The sequence below is a fragment of the Sorangium sp. So ce836 genome, from assembly GCF_028553905.1.
GTDB lineage: Bacteria > Myxococcota_A > Polyangia > Polyangiales > Polyangiaceae > Sorangium > Sorangium cellulosum_D.
This window is the reverse complement of the sequence record NZ_CP102233.1, coordinates 211063-226369: the sequence shown is the minus strand read 5'-3', so window position 1 is coordinate 226369 and position 15307 is coordinate 211063. Positions and strand designations below refer to the sequence as shown.

The 15307-nt window shown below is 71.2% G+C and carries 9 protein-coding genes and 1 pseudogene; 5 read left to right on the top strand and 5 right to left on the bottom strand.

All coding sequences use genetic code 11. The features are described 5' to 3' along the window. Positions 1–7: 7 nt before the first annotated feature. The 3 genes from NQZ70_RS00820 to NQZ70_RS00810 form a co-directional block, all read right to left on the bottom strand. Positions 8–1729, bottom strand: coding sequence for a carbamoyltransferase C-terminal domain-containing protein (locus NQZ70_RS00820; RefSeq protein ID WP_129572508.1), 1722 nt, complete (start codon positions 1727–1729; stop codon positions 8–10). A 405-nt stretch (positions 1730–2134) separates the two neighbouring features. Continuing rightward, on the bottom strand, positions 2135–6142 hold the full coding sequence (locus NQZ70_RS00815) for a serine/threonine-protein kinase PknK (protein WP_129572507.1): 4008 nt from the start codon (positions 6140–6142) through the stop codon (positions 2135–2137). Positions 6143–6150: 8 nt separating this feature from the next. Next, positions 6151–7059 (bottom strand): hypothetical protein, encoded by a 909-nt coding sequence (locus NQZ70_RS00810; RefSeq protein WP_165373731.1) that lies wholly within the window; start codon positions 7057–7059, stop codon positions 6151–6153. A 262-nt stretch (positions 7060–7321) separates the two neighbouring features. Between NQZ70_RS00810 and NQZ70_RS00805 the strand changes: the two genes are divergently transcribed. The 4 genes from NQZ70_RS00805 to NQZ70_RS00790 all read left to right on the top strand — a co-directional run bounded on the left by NQZ70_RS00805 (position 7322) and on the right by NQZ70_RS00790 (position 13567). Next, positions 7322–8731, top strand: coding sequence for a serine/threonine-protein kinase (locus NQZ70_RS00805; protein WP_129572506.1), 1410 nt, complete (start codon positions 7322–7324; stop codon positions 8729–8731). A gap of 83 nt (positions 8732–8814) precedes the next feature. Then, complete coding sequence (locus NQZ70_RS00800; protein ID WP_129572505.1) at positions 8815–9678, top strand: DUF6209 family protein; 864 nt, start codon at positions 8815–8817, stop codon at positions 9676–9678. Positions 9679–9916: 238 nt separating this feature from the next. After that, on the top strand, positions 9917–11983 hold the full coding sequence (gene metG / locus NQZ70_RS00795) for a methionine--tRNA ligase (RefSeq protein ID WP_129572504.1): 2067 nt from the start codon (positions 9917–9919) through the stop codon (positions 11981–11983). A gap of 219 nt (positions 11984–12202) precedes the next feature. Further along, on the top strand, positions 12203–13567 hold the full coding sequence (locus NQZ70_RS00790; protein WP_129572503.1) for a hypothetical protein: 1365 nt from the start codon (positions 12203–12205) through the stop codon (positions 13565–13567). Between the two features lie 37 nt (positions 13568–13604). Here the strand turns inward: NQZ70_RS00790 and NQZ70_RS00785 are convergent, their stop codons facing one another. Then, positions 13605–13835 (bottom strand): hypothetical protein, encoded by a 231-nt coding sequence (locus NQZ70_RS00785; RefSeq protein WP_129572502.1) that lies wholly within the window; start codon positions 13833–13835, stop codon positions 13605–13607. Positions 13836–14076: 241 nt separating this feature from the next. Continuing rightward, a pseudogene (locus NQZ70_RS53215) lies at positions 14077–14427 on the bottom strand (putative immunity protein); the annotation flags it as partial. A gap of 49 nt (positions 14428–14476) precedes the next feature. Here NQZ70_RS53215 and NQZ70_RS00780 point away from each other — a divergent pair. Next, entirely contained in the window at positions 14477–15295 is an 819-nt protein-coding gene (locus NQZ70_RS00780; RefSeq protein ID WP_165373730.1) for an alpha/beta fold hydrolase, read from the top strand. Positions 15296–15307: the final 12 nt, after the last annotated feature.

Genomic DNA, 15307 nt, shown 5'->3' with positions numbered 1-15307 from the left:
TGAGGGCCTATTCGAAATACTGCCTGGCGAAGCGGTTGCGGCCTCTCTTCCACACCAGGATCTGCTCGTTCATCACCACGAAGTCGACCATGCCAGCTCGCAGCGCATCAAACGCGTCGCGAGCGCTGCTGATAATCGGCTCCTCATGCTTGTTGAACGAGGTGTTGATCAGCGCCAGCTGGGCCGTACGGGCATGCCAGGCGGCGAGCAACCGGTGCATGAACGGGTCGCTCTGCGGGTAGACGATTTGCGGACGGGCGGTGCCGTCGATGTGCACCGCTGCCGGGCAGGCTCGGCAGAACTCAGGGTGGCACTCGTAGGTCATGGTCATGAAGTCGGCCGCTACCTGGTCGGGCTTCCAGCCGATATAGCTTTGGGCGGCATGCTCGACGGCGCTGACCGGTGCGAACGGCATGAACTCGGTGCGGTGCATCCGAGCGTTCAGCCAGTCGTTCACGCTCTTGTCGGCGGCGTGATAGATGATACTCCGGTTGCAGAGCGCGCGCGGCCCGAACTCCATCCGCCCCTTGACCATGCCGAGCACCTGGTCATGGGCCAGCGCCTCGACGAGGCTGGAGATGATGTTGTCGGGGCGGTGATAGCTCAGCTCCGGATAATCGCCCGACAGCAGAGCCAGGGCGGCTCGCGTGTCGCCGGAATCGGGGCCCAGCGCCATCGACGGGGTGGAGAATCGGCTACCGCGCTTGAGGTAGGCAGCGCCGACCGCGGCCGCCAGTGCCAGGCCGCCATCACCCATGCACGGCAGCACGTAGACATTCTCAACTCCGCGAATTTCACGCAGGCGTTGGTTGATCTTGACATTGCCAAACACTCCGCCAGCGAGGCACAGGTTTTCATCCCCGTCGCAATCGAGGTGATGACGAACCGTATCGACCAGCAGGTTTTCGGTATGACGCTGCGCCGCAGCCGCGATGTCCTCCGGCTTTTCCTGGGCCAGCAGCGCTCTGAGCCGGTCGCTATAGCCGTCGTAGGATGGCTGATACAATTCGCCGCAGCGGGCGCGGATCCTGCCGTCCGCGAAGTCGATCATCTGTTGCATCAATGGCAGCAGCTTCTCCGGGTCGCCGTGGGCGGCCAGTCCGGTGATCTTGCCCTCGTGGCGGTTCGGCGTGTAGCCGAGCAGCCGGGTGATGCGGCCATAGAAGTAACCCAGGCTGTCGATGCTGGTTTCGCGCTGTAGCACCGTACTGCCGTTTGGGCCGTAGCGGCTGACGGTCAGCGACTGGTAATCGCCACGGCCGTCGCAGGTGAGCACGAGCGCCCGCTCGAACGGTGAGCACACAAAGGCGCCCAGAGCATGGCACTCGTGATGGTCGAGGTAGATCGCCTTGTCGCGCAAGCCGCGCTCAGCCAAGAAGGTATCGAACTCCAGGCGCTTGGCCTTGTCGTTGTAGATCTCGTCGGTGATGCGCCGGCGGACATGCACCAACCCGGCCGGATTCTGGGTGGCCTCTTCGACGATGCGGTCGAAGTACAGCGGCAGGTGCTTATCGGCGTTGAAGCCGGCATTCCAGCCGTATGCAATGTAGTCTACCTGCTCCAGGCGGAGCCCGGCAGCGCCCAGCACATAGGCGATCGAGCGCGCCGGCCAGACCTTGTCGTCCTTCCTGCGAGTAAACCGCTCCTCGCTGACCGCCGCAACGATATTGTTATCCCTGACCAGGCAGGCGCCAGCCAGATCGTTATTGCTGATTCCAACCACAATCATATCGATCCATCCACATCTCACGAGCCGTTCAATCGCTGCGCTTGCCGTCGAACGCCGGCGGTTTCGCCGGCCGGCGGCTTCACCGCTCGAGGTCTCCGCGCACCGGCTAAATCACCCCCGGCGGGCGCCCTGTGCGGTCCACGTTGATCGGCCCACGTTTTACCGCGCTCGCTTGGTCGAGCGCCGCATCTGCACCGACTTGTGCAGTTGCCGTGCCACCCTCGCCAACAGGGCGAGGCCGCCTTTCCACGGCCGACGGCGCGATAACCAAAGGCGACCGAGCGCCCTCGGGTTGCGATGGAAGCGGCGTGTTGGCGAGCAAGAATTTGCGTGCGCGCGCAAACTCGTCTCGCGCGTCGCCTACGGCGAGGGCTGTCTGGTCGGCGCGATGTCTGACGCGCGGAGCTAGGCCCCTCGCTGCCGCTCGAGCCGCTCCCGCATGACGTTGGGGATCCTCCCCGCCGCCTCGATCGCCCTCTCGAGCGCCGCCTTCGCCTGCTCGTGGAGGCCGCGCCGCGAGCGCGCCCGCGCCCGCGCCTCGATGACCTCGATCTGCTCCTGCCCCACCGAGTGGCGCGCCGACCGCTCCTCGAGCTCGTCCCACGCCTCGTCGCTCGCGTCCTGCGTCGCCAGGTCGATCATCGACCACAGCACCTCTTCGGCGGGGGCCATCGCCGCGTCCTCGCGCCCCGCCGCCGCGGCCTTCGCCTGCTGCGCCCGGATCCCCTCGATGATCTCCCGCGCCCGGCCCTCCTCGCCGCGGTAAAGGAGCAGCCTCGCCTGGAGGAGGTGCACCACCGCCCGCGCCTCCTCCCCGCGCTGCTGGCGCTCCAGCGCCACGGTCCGCTCCACGTGGGGCGTGGCCGCGTCCAGGTCGCCCATCAGGTAAAGGTACTCGCCCAGGTTGAACTCGCTCACGAGCTCCAGCATCCCGAGGCCCAGCTGGCGCGCGATGGTGAGCAGGCGGCACAGGTCCGCGATCATCGCCGCGCTGTCCCCCTGGCAGGCCCTGAGCAGCGCCCGGCCGTTGATCGCCGGCCCGAGGTGCAGCAGATCGCCGCGCTCCTCGCACATGCGGATCGCCCGCTCCAGCGCCGCGCCCGCCTCGTCCAGCTTCCCCAGCCCCGGATAGATGAAGCCGAGGAGGAGCAAGGACACCACCAGCGTCTCGTACCCCTCGTCGCCCAGCCCTTCGGCCTGCGCCGCCGCGCGCTCGAACTGCTGCGCCGACTCCTCCTCCCGGCTCTCGCGGTGGAGCGAGCGCGCCACCGCCATCGACAGGCGCGCCGCGAGCGCCGGCGGCAGATCGCCCGGCGCGAGCGCCCCCGCCTCCTCCACCCGCTGCTTCGACCGCCCGTAGTCGTCCATCCAGTCGAGCGCCGTGGCCTCGTCGAGCAGGATCTCGATCTGCTCGGTCACGTCGCCCTCCTCGACCGCCATCGCGCGCGCGCGATCGAGATCCCCGAGCGCGTCGTGGTAGCGGCCCAGCCGGTAGCGCATGAGCCCGCGGCCCCGGTACGCCGCCCTCCGCCGCGCCCCGCGCTCCGGGGCCGGCTGCGCGAGCGCCCGGCTGTAGTAGAGCTCCGCCTCCACGTAGGCGTGGCGCGCCCGCGCCCGCTCGGCGAGCTCCAGGTAGGCCTCCTCCGCGACCGTCGCGAGCCCCGCCTCGGCCGCGTGGTGCGCGATCTTGAACCGCCGCTGCTCCCGGCCCTCGTGCGCCGCCTCGCGGTGGTGCTCGTACGCGGCCAGGTGGATCCGCCGCCGCTCGGCCTCGGCGACGTCCTGCGCGACGGCCTCCCGCACCAGCGCGTGCCGGAAGCGCAGCCGGCCCTTCCGCTCGTCGACCAGCACGCCCGCCCTCAGCAGCCGCTCGGTCCCGACGCGCGCGTCGAGCGGGAACGCCGCGCCGTCGCCGCGGAGATCCAGCTGGCGCAGCACGCCCGCGATCTCGTCGATCGACACGTCGGCGCCCAGCAGCGAGACGAGCCGCGCGTGCGCCCCGAGCGCCGGCCCGAGCGCCTCGATCTCCGCCTGCGCCAGCGGATCGAGCTCCGGCAAGGCAGGGAGGCTGTCGAGCTCGTCCGTCGCCAGGTACCACGCGTCGCCCCGCCGGTGCCGGCGCAGGATCCCCCCGCGCTTGAGCCCGTGCACGAGCTCCACGAGGATGAGCGGCACCCGCTGGGAGCGCTCGAGCAGGCGGTCGATCGCCGGCTCCGGCACGTCCCGCGCGGGCAGGAGCAGCCGCCGGCACAGCGCCCGCGCGCTCTCGTCGTCCAGCGGCTCGAGCCGCAGCGCCTCGCGCCGGGCGGCGCGCTCGCCCCAGGAAGGGTTCGCCTCGGCGAACGCCGGGCGCCCCATCGCGCAGACCCACAGCGGCGTGGCCTCGTCCGCGAGCGCCGCGTACTCGAGCGCCGCGAGCGTCGCGTCGCGGGCGTAGTGCGCGTCGTCGAGGACGACGATCACGGGCGCCGCGGCCGCGCTCCGGCGCAGGCACTCGCCCGCGGCCCGCACGCGCGCCGAATGCAGCGCGCCGGGCGCGGCCCGGAGCGCCTCGAGCTCGGGGAAGATCTCGACGCCGGTCTGCTCGTCCACCCACCCGAGCGCCATCGCGAGCCCCGAGCAGAGCTCCTCGCCGACCGCGGGGCCGAGCCGCTCGGCGAGCGCCGCGCGGACGCCGCTCTCCGGGGGCTCCTCGGGCACGCCCAGCGCCTCGCGCACGAGCTCGTGAAGCGTCGCGTCCGAGGCGGCGCTCGTCGGCTCGTGCCCGCGGAGATCGATGATGTGGGCGCGCGGCAGGCGCTCCCGGAGCTGCCTGACGAGCTCGACGAAGAGGCTGCTCTTGCCGTGGCCGGGCCCGCCCGTCACGGCGACGACCGTGGGCTGCTTCCGGCGGAGCGCCTCCTCGGCGCTCTGCAGGAGCTGATCGAGGATGTCGCGGCGGCCGACGAACGCGTCGGGGCGCGTCGCGTCCCGCGACTGGTCCTCGATGCCCGGCGGCAGCTCGTCGGCCGCCGGGGCGTGCGACGCCTCCGCGAGCGCTGCCGACGCCTCGGGCGTGAGGAACGGCCCGGGCGGCCCGGAGGCGGAGGGCCACCGCTCGGCGCGCGAGAAGAGCGGGCTGAGGAGACGCCGCGTCCCGTCCGCGCGCCCCTGGATCGACACCGGCGCGAGATCGACGAGGACCCGCGCGCACACCCCGCGCCGCAGCAGCTCGTCGGCCGCGCGCCGCGCGCGGCGGGCGGGGCTGGCCGCGCCCTCCTGGGCGAAGACGCCCACGTAACGCGCGCCCGAGGCGTGCGCGAGCTCGCCGCCGAGCGCCCGGAGCCTGCGCTGCACGGCGATGCGATCGGACGCGCTCTCGAAGAACAGGAGCCCCATCACGCGGCGCTCGATGCCGGCCACGGAGCGCGGCGCCTCGCGCTCGCCCGGCGCGCGCTCGTCCCGGAGCGCGCGCTCCAGCGCCGCGCGGAGCTCGGTCGCGCTCGCGAACCGCTCGCTCCGCTCCTTGGCCATGCAGCGGTGCACCACCTCCTCGACCGCCCGCGGCACGGCCGCGCTGGCCGACAGGCGCGGCGGCCTGCGGCTCCGGTGGTCCTCCAGCACCGCCGCGCGCGGCCCCCAGAACGGGGGCCGGCCCGCGAAGAGCTCGTAGAGGATGACGCCCATCGCGTAGATGTCGGCGCGCGCGTCGAGATCGACCCACCCGGCGGACTGCTCCGGCGCCATGTACTCGGCCGTGCCGACGGCCAGGTCCTCGTCCTGCCCGTCGTAGCGCCGCCCCACGACGCGGGCGATGCCGAGGTCGATGAGGGTCGCCTTGTCCTGATCGACGAGGATGTTCTCGGGCTTGAGGTCGCAGTGCACGTAGCCGCGCGCGTGCACGGCCTCGAGGGTCGCGAGGATCGCGAGCCCGAGCCGGGCGGCCTCCTCGAGCTGCGGCGCGGGGCGCGCCGCGAGCCGGGCGGCGAGCGTGGGCGCGGCGATGTGCTCGATCACCGCGTAGGGCGAGCCGTCGTCCAGCGCCCCCCACGCGTACACGGCGGGCACGTGGGGGGCGCCGATCGACGAGAGCGCCGCGATCTCACCCCGGAGGCGCTGGCCTGCGCCGCGCCGGTCCGCGCGCGCGAGCTTGATGGCCACGCGCGCCCCGCCGCCCTCGGGCTCGGCCTCGACGACGAGGCCGAAGCCGCCCTGCCCCAGCGTCCTCCGGGTCCAGAAGCCGGGGAAGCGAGGCAAGGAGACGGGGACGACCTCCGTGATGTCCGGGGGGACGATCGACTGGCCGGTCGGCGGCCGCTCGGACTGAGCGCACTCGGGGCAGGCGCCCTGGTTCCGGCGCCCGCAGGCCGGACAGCGCCCCGCCTCACGGACCGGGCGTTCCTGCTCCTCGCCTCGCAGCGCTTCCGAGCGCATTCACGCTCCTAGGGGCCGGCCGTCAAGAACGTGGTGATCACCTCGTCCGTGCGCTCCCACGGCGAGGCCAAAGGGCTGCTCCTGAGACACCCCCTGTAGAAGCCGCTCGTGTAGTCCGTCCCGTTGCACACCGTGTCGCAGGATCCCACGATCTGCATGGAACCACACTGCTGAACGGTTGTGGTGTTGGTCACCGGGTCCACGCTGAGGTGACCTGCCGCACAGTCTCGCTGCAGCTGGCGCGCGCGCGTGAGGCCTCCTGGTGAGTAGCAGGCCCGCAGGTAGGGCGACTGCGTCGTGGAGAACACGTTGCCCCAGAACGCGCCCTCCCTCACCGGAAAGGCCGCGCGCTCCTCCGACGTCGAGGCCATCTCGTTGTTGCGCAGGGAGATCCTCACCGAGACACCGTACCAGTTCATCCGCGCGGCGAGGCAGGCGGTGATCTGGCCCTGAACATAGGTGTTGTTGGAGGTGGCGGTGCCGAGGGGGGTGGTCGTCCACCAGGCCGCGTACCCGAGGTCGCCGCGGTAGACCTCCGGGTGGACGACCCCGTTGGCGTCGGTCCATGAGAACGAGAACGTCTGGTCGGGGCGCAGCGCACAGCTCACGATGTAGCGCAGGAGCTCCCGCGACATGGCGCCGCCCGCCCCCGGATTCTTGATGGCTGACAGCGCGTTCGGGCTCAGCGCGTTCGGGCTCAGCGCGTTCGGGCTCAGCGCGTTCGGGCTCAGCGCGTTCGGGCTCAGCGCGTTTGGGCTCAGCGCGTTCGGCAGGTAGCCGTTGTCCGTCTCGAGCGCGCTCTCGCTCTCTGCGAGGAGCTCTTCGGACTCAGCATCGAGCTCGGCGCCGATGCAGGCGGTGGTAACCAGAGGTACGATGACGAGCAGTGCAGCGAGACGCGAGCAGGAAAGTTCCATGGCCGTCTCCACCTTTCATCGCAAGGTTTTCGAAGCGAGGTCGAGCTATGGGAAAGTTTAAGTTACCATTTGGAAACGCTCCTGTATATGACTTCGTAAAACTTAATCAAAGAAGGTATCACTCGATCAAAAAACTATCGCTCAGCTGAACGAGCGGTCCGCGAACGGCCCGCGAACGGTCCGCGAACGCAGCGCTGGCGGCTCGACGCACGCAACGCACGCGCAGGTGGTAAGATATCGACGCACCAAGCGAAGAGGCGACATGACCGAGGAAGATGACGAAACCAGGACGTTGCTGTATGCTGAAAGGCTTATCGCGCACAGCGAGCTCCCGCCAGGCACGATGGCCGGCGAGTATATCCTCGAGGAGTTCATCGCCAAGGGCGGCTGCGGGGCCGTGTTCTCGGCGCGGCACATCCACACGGGGAAGCGGGCCGCTGTCAAGGTGCTGAACGAGGCGGTGGCCCACTCCACCCGCGTGCTCGATCGGTTCGCGCGCGAGATCGAGGCCCTGCGCAGCATTTCCCACCCGAGCATCGTCGAGATCTACGAGGTCGGCGAGCTCGACGATCACCAGCCCTTCTACGCGATGGAGCACCTCGAGGGCCAGACGCTCGACGCGCTCATCAAGGCCGAGAAGCGGCTCGGGCTCCGCGACGTGCTGGAGCTGATGGAGCCCGTCTGCGCGGCGCTGGGGGCGGCGCACGCGGCAGGGATCATCCACCGGGATGTCAAGGCGAGCAACATCTTCATCTGCTCGGGCCAGCCGCGCACCGTGAAGCTGCTCGATTTCGGTATCGCCAAGATGATGGCGCCCGAGCAGACCTCGACCTGGTTCACCACCGCCGGACGTATGCCCGGGACACCATCGATCATGGCCCCGGAGCAGATCCTGGGCGGCGCCATCGACGCACGGGTCGATATCTACGCGCTCGGAGTACTTCTCCATCGTATGCTGGTGGGCAGATTACCATTCCACACAACTAACACGGACGAGATGGTGCGGAAGCACCTGGAGGAGACGCCGCTGCCCCCGAGCGTGCGGGTCCCGCTGCCTCCAGAGCTCGACGCGGTGGTGCTGCGGTGCATGGAGAAGCAGCGGGAGCGGCGCTACGGGTCGGTCGAGGAGCTGATCCGCGCGCTCAGGGAGGCCATCGGCGGGCCCTCGTCGGTCTCGCCGGGCGGCCCTGATCCGACGCACCCGGCGGTGGCGGTCTACCTGGAGGTGCGCACGCGCGGCGGCGCCGACGAGCTCGACGAGGCGCTGACCCTCGATATCGGGCAGGTGCTCGACACGGCCGAGGCGCAGCTCTCGCGGGCGGGCTTCGTCCTGGCGTCGCTCACCAGCAACGAGGTGCTCGGGGTGCGCCTCCTCCCGGGCGACGCGACCGAGGAGCTGCGGGAGCGGCGCGCGGCGCTCGGCACCGCCGCGGCGCTCCACGAGGCGCTGGCCCAGCGCCCCGACGCGGACCCGCGCGTGCACGTCAACGTGTGCGTCCACGCGGACGAGGTGCAGGCGCGCCCCGGGCCGCAGCCCGAGATCACGGGCGGCGCGCTGATGAACGCGGGGCGATGGGCGCCGACGGGCGAGGTGCACGGGGTGTCCGCGACGCCGAGCGCGACCGCGGGCATGACGAGCAACGACCCGGCGGAGCCCACGCCGGTGCGATGACGGCGCGATGACCGCGCGGTGGACGGCGTCGCGCTTGCGTCTCCGGCCCGGTCCTCTGTACCTCTCCATCCGAGGAGGGTTCCATGACAAAGGCCGCTGTTCTCCAGTTTCTCCCCGACTGGCTCCACGCGCAGCAGGGCGGGATCGAGCGCCGGGAAACGCTCAGGATCGAATACGACATGAGCCGCCTATCGCGCTGCTTCACCACCTGGCGCGGCGCGAAGATCGGCGACATCGTCGCCTACGTCCGCTTCCACCCGCGCGGCGAGATCGTGCAGGGGAGCGTCGTCGAGGAGGTGCGGGCCGAGGGGAGGCCGCCGGGGCCCGTGGTCGCGCACAGGGCCGCGCCGCTGGAGCTCGCCGTGCCCGACGACGCCACGCGGGTGGAGATGTGGTTTCACCATTTCTCCCAGACCAGCCGCCGCTGCGACGCGTGGGACAGCCGCTTCGGGGAGAACTACTGGTTCGACGTCGGCGGCCCGCCGCCGCGGAGCCCGGCGCAGCCGGTCGTCTACCGCGCGGGGGCGCAGGCGCGGGCCGACGTCACGAACGTGCAGACCGCCCGGGTCTCGAAGATCGACGCGTTCCCGAGGCCGGCCAGCGGGCCGAGCGTCGGGAAGGACATCCAGACGCACCTCGACCTCGTCGCGTGGGTCAGCCACACGGCGTGGGGCGCCAACGCATGGATCGATGTTCACGTGTTCGACGGCGGCGACGCGCTCGTCCACGCCGAGACGCTCCCGCTGGCCTATGCCGGGTTCGGCCCGGTCCAGCAGTATATCTTCACCGGCAAGATTTTCCAGGGATCCACGGCGACGCCAGGGTCGGTGTCGCCGCGGCCGGACGCGCGCAAGGTGCAGTTTCGCTTGTACTATGAGCTCGACGGCCAGGTGTTCACCGACGGCATCCTGCACCAGGCGGAGCTCCCCGAAGACGCGCTGATCTGAAAGGCGCCCTGCGCGCGCGCGCCGGGAGCGCGCCGCGTCGCGGCGCAGGCCGCCGACGGGCCCTCCCGCGCCTCGAAGCGGGGCCCTCTTGCTCCTCGAAGCCCCCCGCCCCCGGGCGCGCCGGAGGCCGCCGGGCGTGCCGCCCCTTCGAGGGGCCGCGCGCCCCAGACCTCCGCGCCGCGGCGCGCCGCGCGCCGCCTCGCCGCGGGAGAGCGCCCCATGGTAAGAGAGCGCTCCCATGGCGAGCCGCTTCTACGTCACGACGCCCATCTATTACATCAACGACGTCCCGCACCTCGGCACCGCCTACACGACGATCGCCGCGGACGTGCTGTGCCGTTATCACCGGGTGCGCGGCCACGAGAGCCGCATGCTCACCGGCACGGACGAGCACGGCCTCAAGATCCAGCGCGCCGCCGAGGCGCGCGGCGTCGCGCCGGGCGTCCACGCCGACGAGATCGCCGCGGCCTTCCGCGCCACGTGGCCGAAGCTCGGCTGCGCTCCGGACGACTTCATCCGCACGAGCGAGCCTCGCCACAAGAAGGCCGTGCAGGAGCTGTGGCGCCGCATCCAGGCGCGCGGGGACATCTACCTCGGCCACTACGAGGGGCTCTACTGCGTCGGGTGCGAGGCCTATTATACCGAGAAGGACCTGAAGCAGCCCGGCAACGTCTGCCCGCTGCACCACCGGCCCGCCGAGAGCGTCAAGGAAGAGAGCTACTTCTTCCGCCTCTCCAAGTATGGAGACGCGCTGCTCGACTACTACCGGCGCAACCCCACCTTCGTGCAGCCGGCGAGCCGCCTGAACGAGGTGACGAGCTTCGTGCGCGAGGGGCTCCAGGATCTGTCGGTCTCCCGCACCACGTTCCAGTGGGGCATCCCCGTCCCCGGCGACCCGAAGCACGTCATGTACGTCTGGTTCGACGCGCTGGCGAACTACCTCACCGCGCTCCAGGAGCCCGAGGACAACACGCGCTTCTGGCCGGCGGACGTGCACCTCGTCGGCAAGGACATCCTCCGCTTCCACGCCGTCTACTGGCCCGCATTCCTGCTCTCGGCCGGCTACGGCGAGGCCGAGCTGCCGCGCCAGGTGTTCGCCCACGGGTTCCTCACGTACAGCGGCCAGAAGATGTCGAAGACGCTCCGCAACACCATCAGCCCCGTCGAGGTGGCGGAGGCCCTCTCCGAGGCGGCGGCGGCGGCCCTCCCCGGCGGCGCGGGCGCCGCGGCCGGCGCGCCGCCGGTCGGGGTGGACGTGGTGCGCTATTGCCTCATGCGCGCGATCTCGTTCGGTCAGGACGGCGATTTCAGCATCCAGGACCTCTTGGCCCGGTACGGCTCGGAGCTCGGCAACGCGCTCGGCAACCTGCTGAACCGGGTGCTCCCGTTCGCCGACGAGGTCCCCGAGAAGGGGGAGCTCGGCCCGCTCGAGGAGGAGCTCCTGGCCGCGCAGCGGCAGGCCTCGGCGGCCGCGGCGGCGGCGTTCGACGCGCACCAGCCGACGCGCGCGCTCGACGCGATCTGGACGGTGATCGCGGCGGCGAACCTCTACGTCGACAAGGCCGCCCCGTGGGTGGCCAAGAAGACCGATCCGATGCGCCTCGGGACGATCGTCGCGACCCTGATCGAGCAGCTCGGCGCGATCAGCGTGATGATCTCCCCCGTGATGCCGGAGGTGGCGAGCAGGATGCGGGATCAGCTCGGGCTGTCGCCGCTCGCGCCCGAGCCGGGCAACGACCAGTGGCCGGTGCTCCCCGCGGCCCGCGCGCCCGGTGAGAAGCTCCGCAAGGGCGCGCCGATCTTCCCGCGCCTCGAGAAGGAGAAAGAGGCCGAGCTGCTCGCCCGGTTCGCCCCGCCGCCGGCGGACGCCGGGGCGACCAAGGCCGCGCCCGAGGCGAAGGCCGCGCCCGAGGCGAAGGCCGCGCCCGAGGCGAACGGCGGCGCCGGGGCGGCCGCCCAGCCGGCGCGCCAGGGCAAGAGCCCCGTGCCGTTCGACGACTTCGCCCGGCTGGACCTCCGGATCGGCGTGGTCACGAGCGCCGAGCGCGTGAAGAAGAAGGACCGATTGCTCGATCTGCGGGTCGATACCGGCGACGGCGCGCCCCGGCGCATCATCTCGGGCATCGCCGCGAGCTACGCCCCGGAAGAGCTGGTCGGCAAGCGTGTCGTCGTCCTCTGCAACCTGCCGCCGCGCGACTTCGGCAAAGGCCTCGTGTCCGAGGGCATGCTGCTCACCGCCGACGTCGAGGGTCGAGTCCGCACCATCACGGTCGAGGACGCCGCGCCCGGCACGCCGGTGCTCTGACGTCACGCCCCGTTCTGTAACTCAAATTACGTTTCCAACCCCGATCGATCTCCGGCGGCGGCGCGTCCTCTCCGGCGCGCTCTCCGCGGGAGAGCCGCCGGCAGCGCCGCAATTGTGCTTTTCGTGACGGCGGGTGGGGGACGACCGGGGGAGCCGGTCCGCGCGCCGGGGGGCATGCTAGCCTTGCTCGATGCGTAGTCGCCTTGGCTCGAGGAGGCGGTGAGCATCTCGTTGCGGGGACGCGAGGCCGTGGCCCTGGCCATGGCGGTCGCGGCGCACCTCGCGATCCTCGCGGCGCCGACGCCCGAGCGACCCCCCGAGGCTGCGGCCGGACCGCCGGCGCTCGTGGACGGCATCGACATCGAGCTCGAATCGCCGTCCCCCCGGGGCGCCGCGGCGGCGCCGGCCGGAGGCGAGGCGGTCGCGAGCGCGCCGGAAGAGGCCGGCGAGGTCGGCAAGGCCACGCTGGCCGAGAAGACGCAGGCGCCCGCGCCGGGCGCCGCGGCCGCCAAGGTCGCCTCGACCGAGCGCGCGAGGCCGGTGCCGGCCGCGCCCGCGGCGCCCGCCGCCGAGCCGAAGGAGGCGCCGGAGGCCGCGGCGCCGGAGGCCGCGGCGCCGGAGGCCGCAGCGCCCGCAGCCGAGGCCGCAGCGCCTGCGGCTGGGACGCCCGGCGACGAGTACGGCGGACCGCCCCCCGCGGCGGGCGCGCCCCCCGCGGCCACGGGCGGCGGCGTCGCGCTCGCGCCCGGGATCGGGACGCCCCTCTGGAGCGTGCCCGGCCTGCTCCCCGGCCCCGACGCGCCGCGCGCGGCCCCGACGGCCGCCCCGCGCGCCCAGCCCATGGATCCGGCGATCGCGGGCAAGGTGCTGAACGAGACGCTGCACGGCAAGGACAAGAGCGTGGGGATCAGCGTCCCGGCCGCGGGCGCGGTGGCGAGCACCCTGGCGGACACGGTGCGCTCCTCGACCGCGCCCCTCGACGCGCGCGCGACGTTCGAGGTCAAGCTCGGCGCCGACGGCCAGGTCCTCGGCGTCCGGCTGGTGAGCGCGACGGCCGGAGACGGCCCCACGTGGGATCGCATCGTGGACGCGGCCAAGGGCGCGCTCGCCGGGAGCGCGCTGCAGATGGGGCCCGATCGGCAGCCGGTGACCGTGACGGTCAAGGTCCAGTCCAAGGTGCAGTATCCGTCCGGCGCCAGGAAGAAGCCCAAGCCGGAGCTCGTGTGCGCCGAGGAGGTGCTCGAGCAGCTCCAGCAAGCGATGGAGAACCCGAACATGCTCGGCGATCGGCGCGGCCTGGGCGACGGGGCGGCGGCCGCCGCCGACATGGATGAGGAAGAGAGAAAGCGGCTCTTCTGCATCCCCGTGGGGCTCCGCGCCGCGGGGGATCTGTCGGATATCGGGGCGCACAGGATCAACGTGGTCTCGGCGTCGTTCGCGGTGAAGCGCGAGGGCGAGCGCGCGCTGCCCCACGAGGACATCCTGCCGATCGACACGCGCGTGCCGTGGGCGCCCAAGGACCCGAAGAAGACGAAGCCGCCGCCGAAGCCGAAGAAGAAGTGGAAGAAGAAGCAGCAGCCTTGAGGCTTCGCGTCGAACGTGACCGTCTGCGCGGCACCCGTCACCAGCTCTCATCGCCGACGAGCGCCCGTGCCCGCTCCCGTGCCGCCTGCCCCGCCGCCGGAGGCATCTCCACCGGTCGCCCCGCCATGCCGGCCCCGCCGCCCGAGTCCGGTCCGTTCTCGAGCGGACGCTCCCGGGTGCACGCCGCGTTCACCGCCACCACCATTGCGAGCGCCGCGACGGCGCTCCGCGGCCTCGTGCAAACCTGGTTCATCTCGTTCAGGCTCATCTCGTTCATCCGCTCTGCGCGCGCTGCGGCGTGGGGGCTCGGCGACAGATGTGTCGGCGCGAGGTGAGCTCATGTCTCGGTGCAGCGGATGAGGACGGCGAGGAGGGGAGCGCAACGGCCTGTCATGAACCGCAACGGATTGCGGCGTTGCGCAAAGCTTCGGCGAGCGAGCGAGATCGCCGTGGGCGCCCTCGTCCAGCGCCGAGACGACGAGGCCGCGCACCGGCCGGGGCAGGTGCTCCCGCTGCCACTGGCGCTCACGTTCGGCTGCAGCTCGTGCGTCCCGCGCGGGGGCTGCGAGCTTGGCGGCTCTGACTGAATAGTACACTGACCCAGGAGAGCGATCAGCCATGTGGGCCGTGGAGACTGCCTGACCAGCGGCACGCGCGGCCGCCGCGCCGCGGTATTCGAGGAGGAATGAGCTTGACGTGGCTTCGTAGGTCACTATACATCGCCTGTAAGCAGATATCCTTGCTGCGAGCTCCTCCCGGATCGTCGGCTTGCTCCCATCGACGACGAGACCGGCGCCGCGGACGGTTCCTTCGCCGCACCAATTCCTGTTCCCGAAAGGGGGAATGAAGATGAGATCCATCCTCAAGGCTCAAGCTGTCGCTATCGCACTGCTGGCCGCGCGACCGGCCATGGCGAGGTGCCCGGAAGCTCCCGCGCCGGTCCGCGACGTCTACGTGGATTACGACGGCCTCACGTTCCATGCGACCTGCTGGAACTGCGATCGTCACGAGACCATCGTCTACCTGCCGGGGTTCGGGGACGCGGGCACGTCGGGCGATCCGATTCTCCACCGCGACGAGTTCAGGAAGTACGGCGTACTTTCCATCGATCCGCTGAACCAAGGCCAGTCGGACCACGACGTGGTCACCGACCTGGTGCCGTTCATGAACGAGGTGATCCGCCGGTTCATGGACCGCGAGCGGATCCACAAGGCATACTTCGTCGGCCACTCCGCGGGCGCTTTTCAGGTCCTCGCGTTCCAGGACGCCTACCCGCACCGGGTGAAGAACCGCGTGGTCCTCTTGGACGACGGACAGATCTCGTTCCAGGAGCTCCCCAGCCTCGTCTTCCCGGAAGGGAACGATTTCGGGCTCCCCGCGGGGGAATACAGCATCGGCGACCTGAACGCGATGTTCTGTGGGGCGCCCGAGATGGGGATGACGTACGACGAGTGCGTGGCCGGCATCGATGCGTACTCGGCCTTCCGGGTCGAGCCCACGTGGAGACACCTCCGGAAGGTCTTGCTGATCACCCGCGATTTCTCCATCCCCACGATCCCGGGAGTGTCGGAGGCCCTCGACTCGGCTTTCCGTGACGCCGCGCGCGCCTTCACCCGGAGCGTGCGCCACGCGGAATGGGTCCAGATCCCCGGCGCAGAGCACAACTTGTTCAGCAAGACCGAATGGGCGGACCCCACGGCAGAAGCCATCGCCCGGTTCCTGCCCTGACCGCCGGGATCA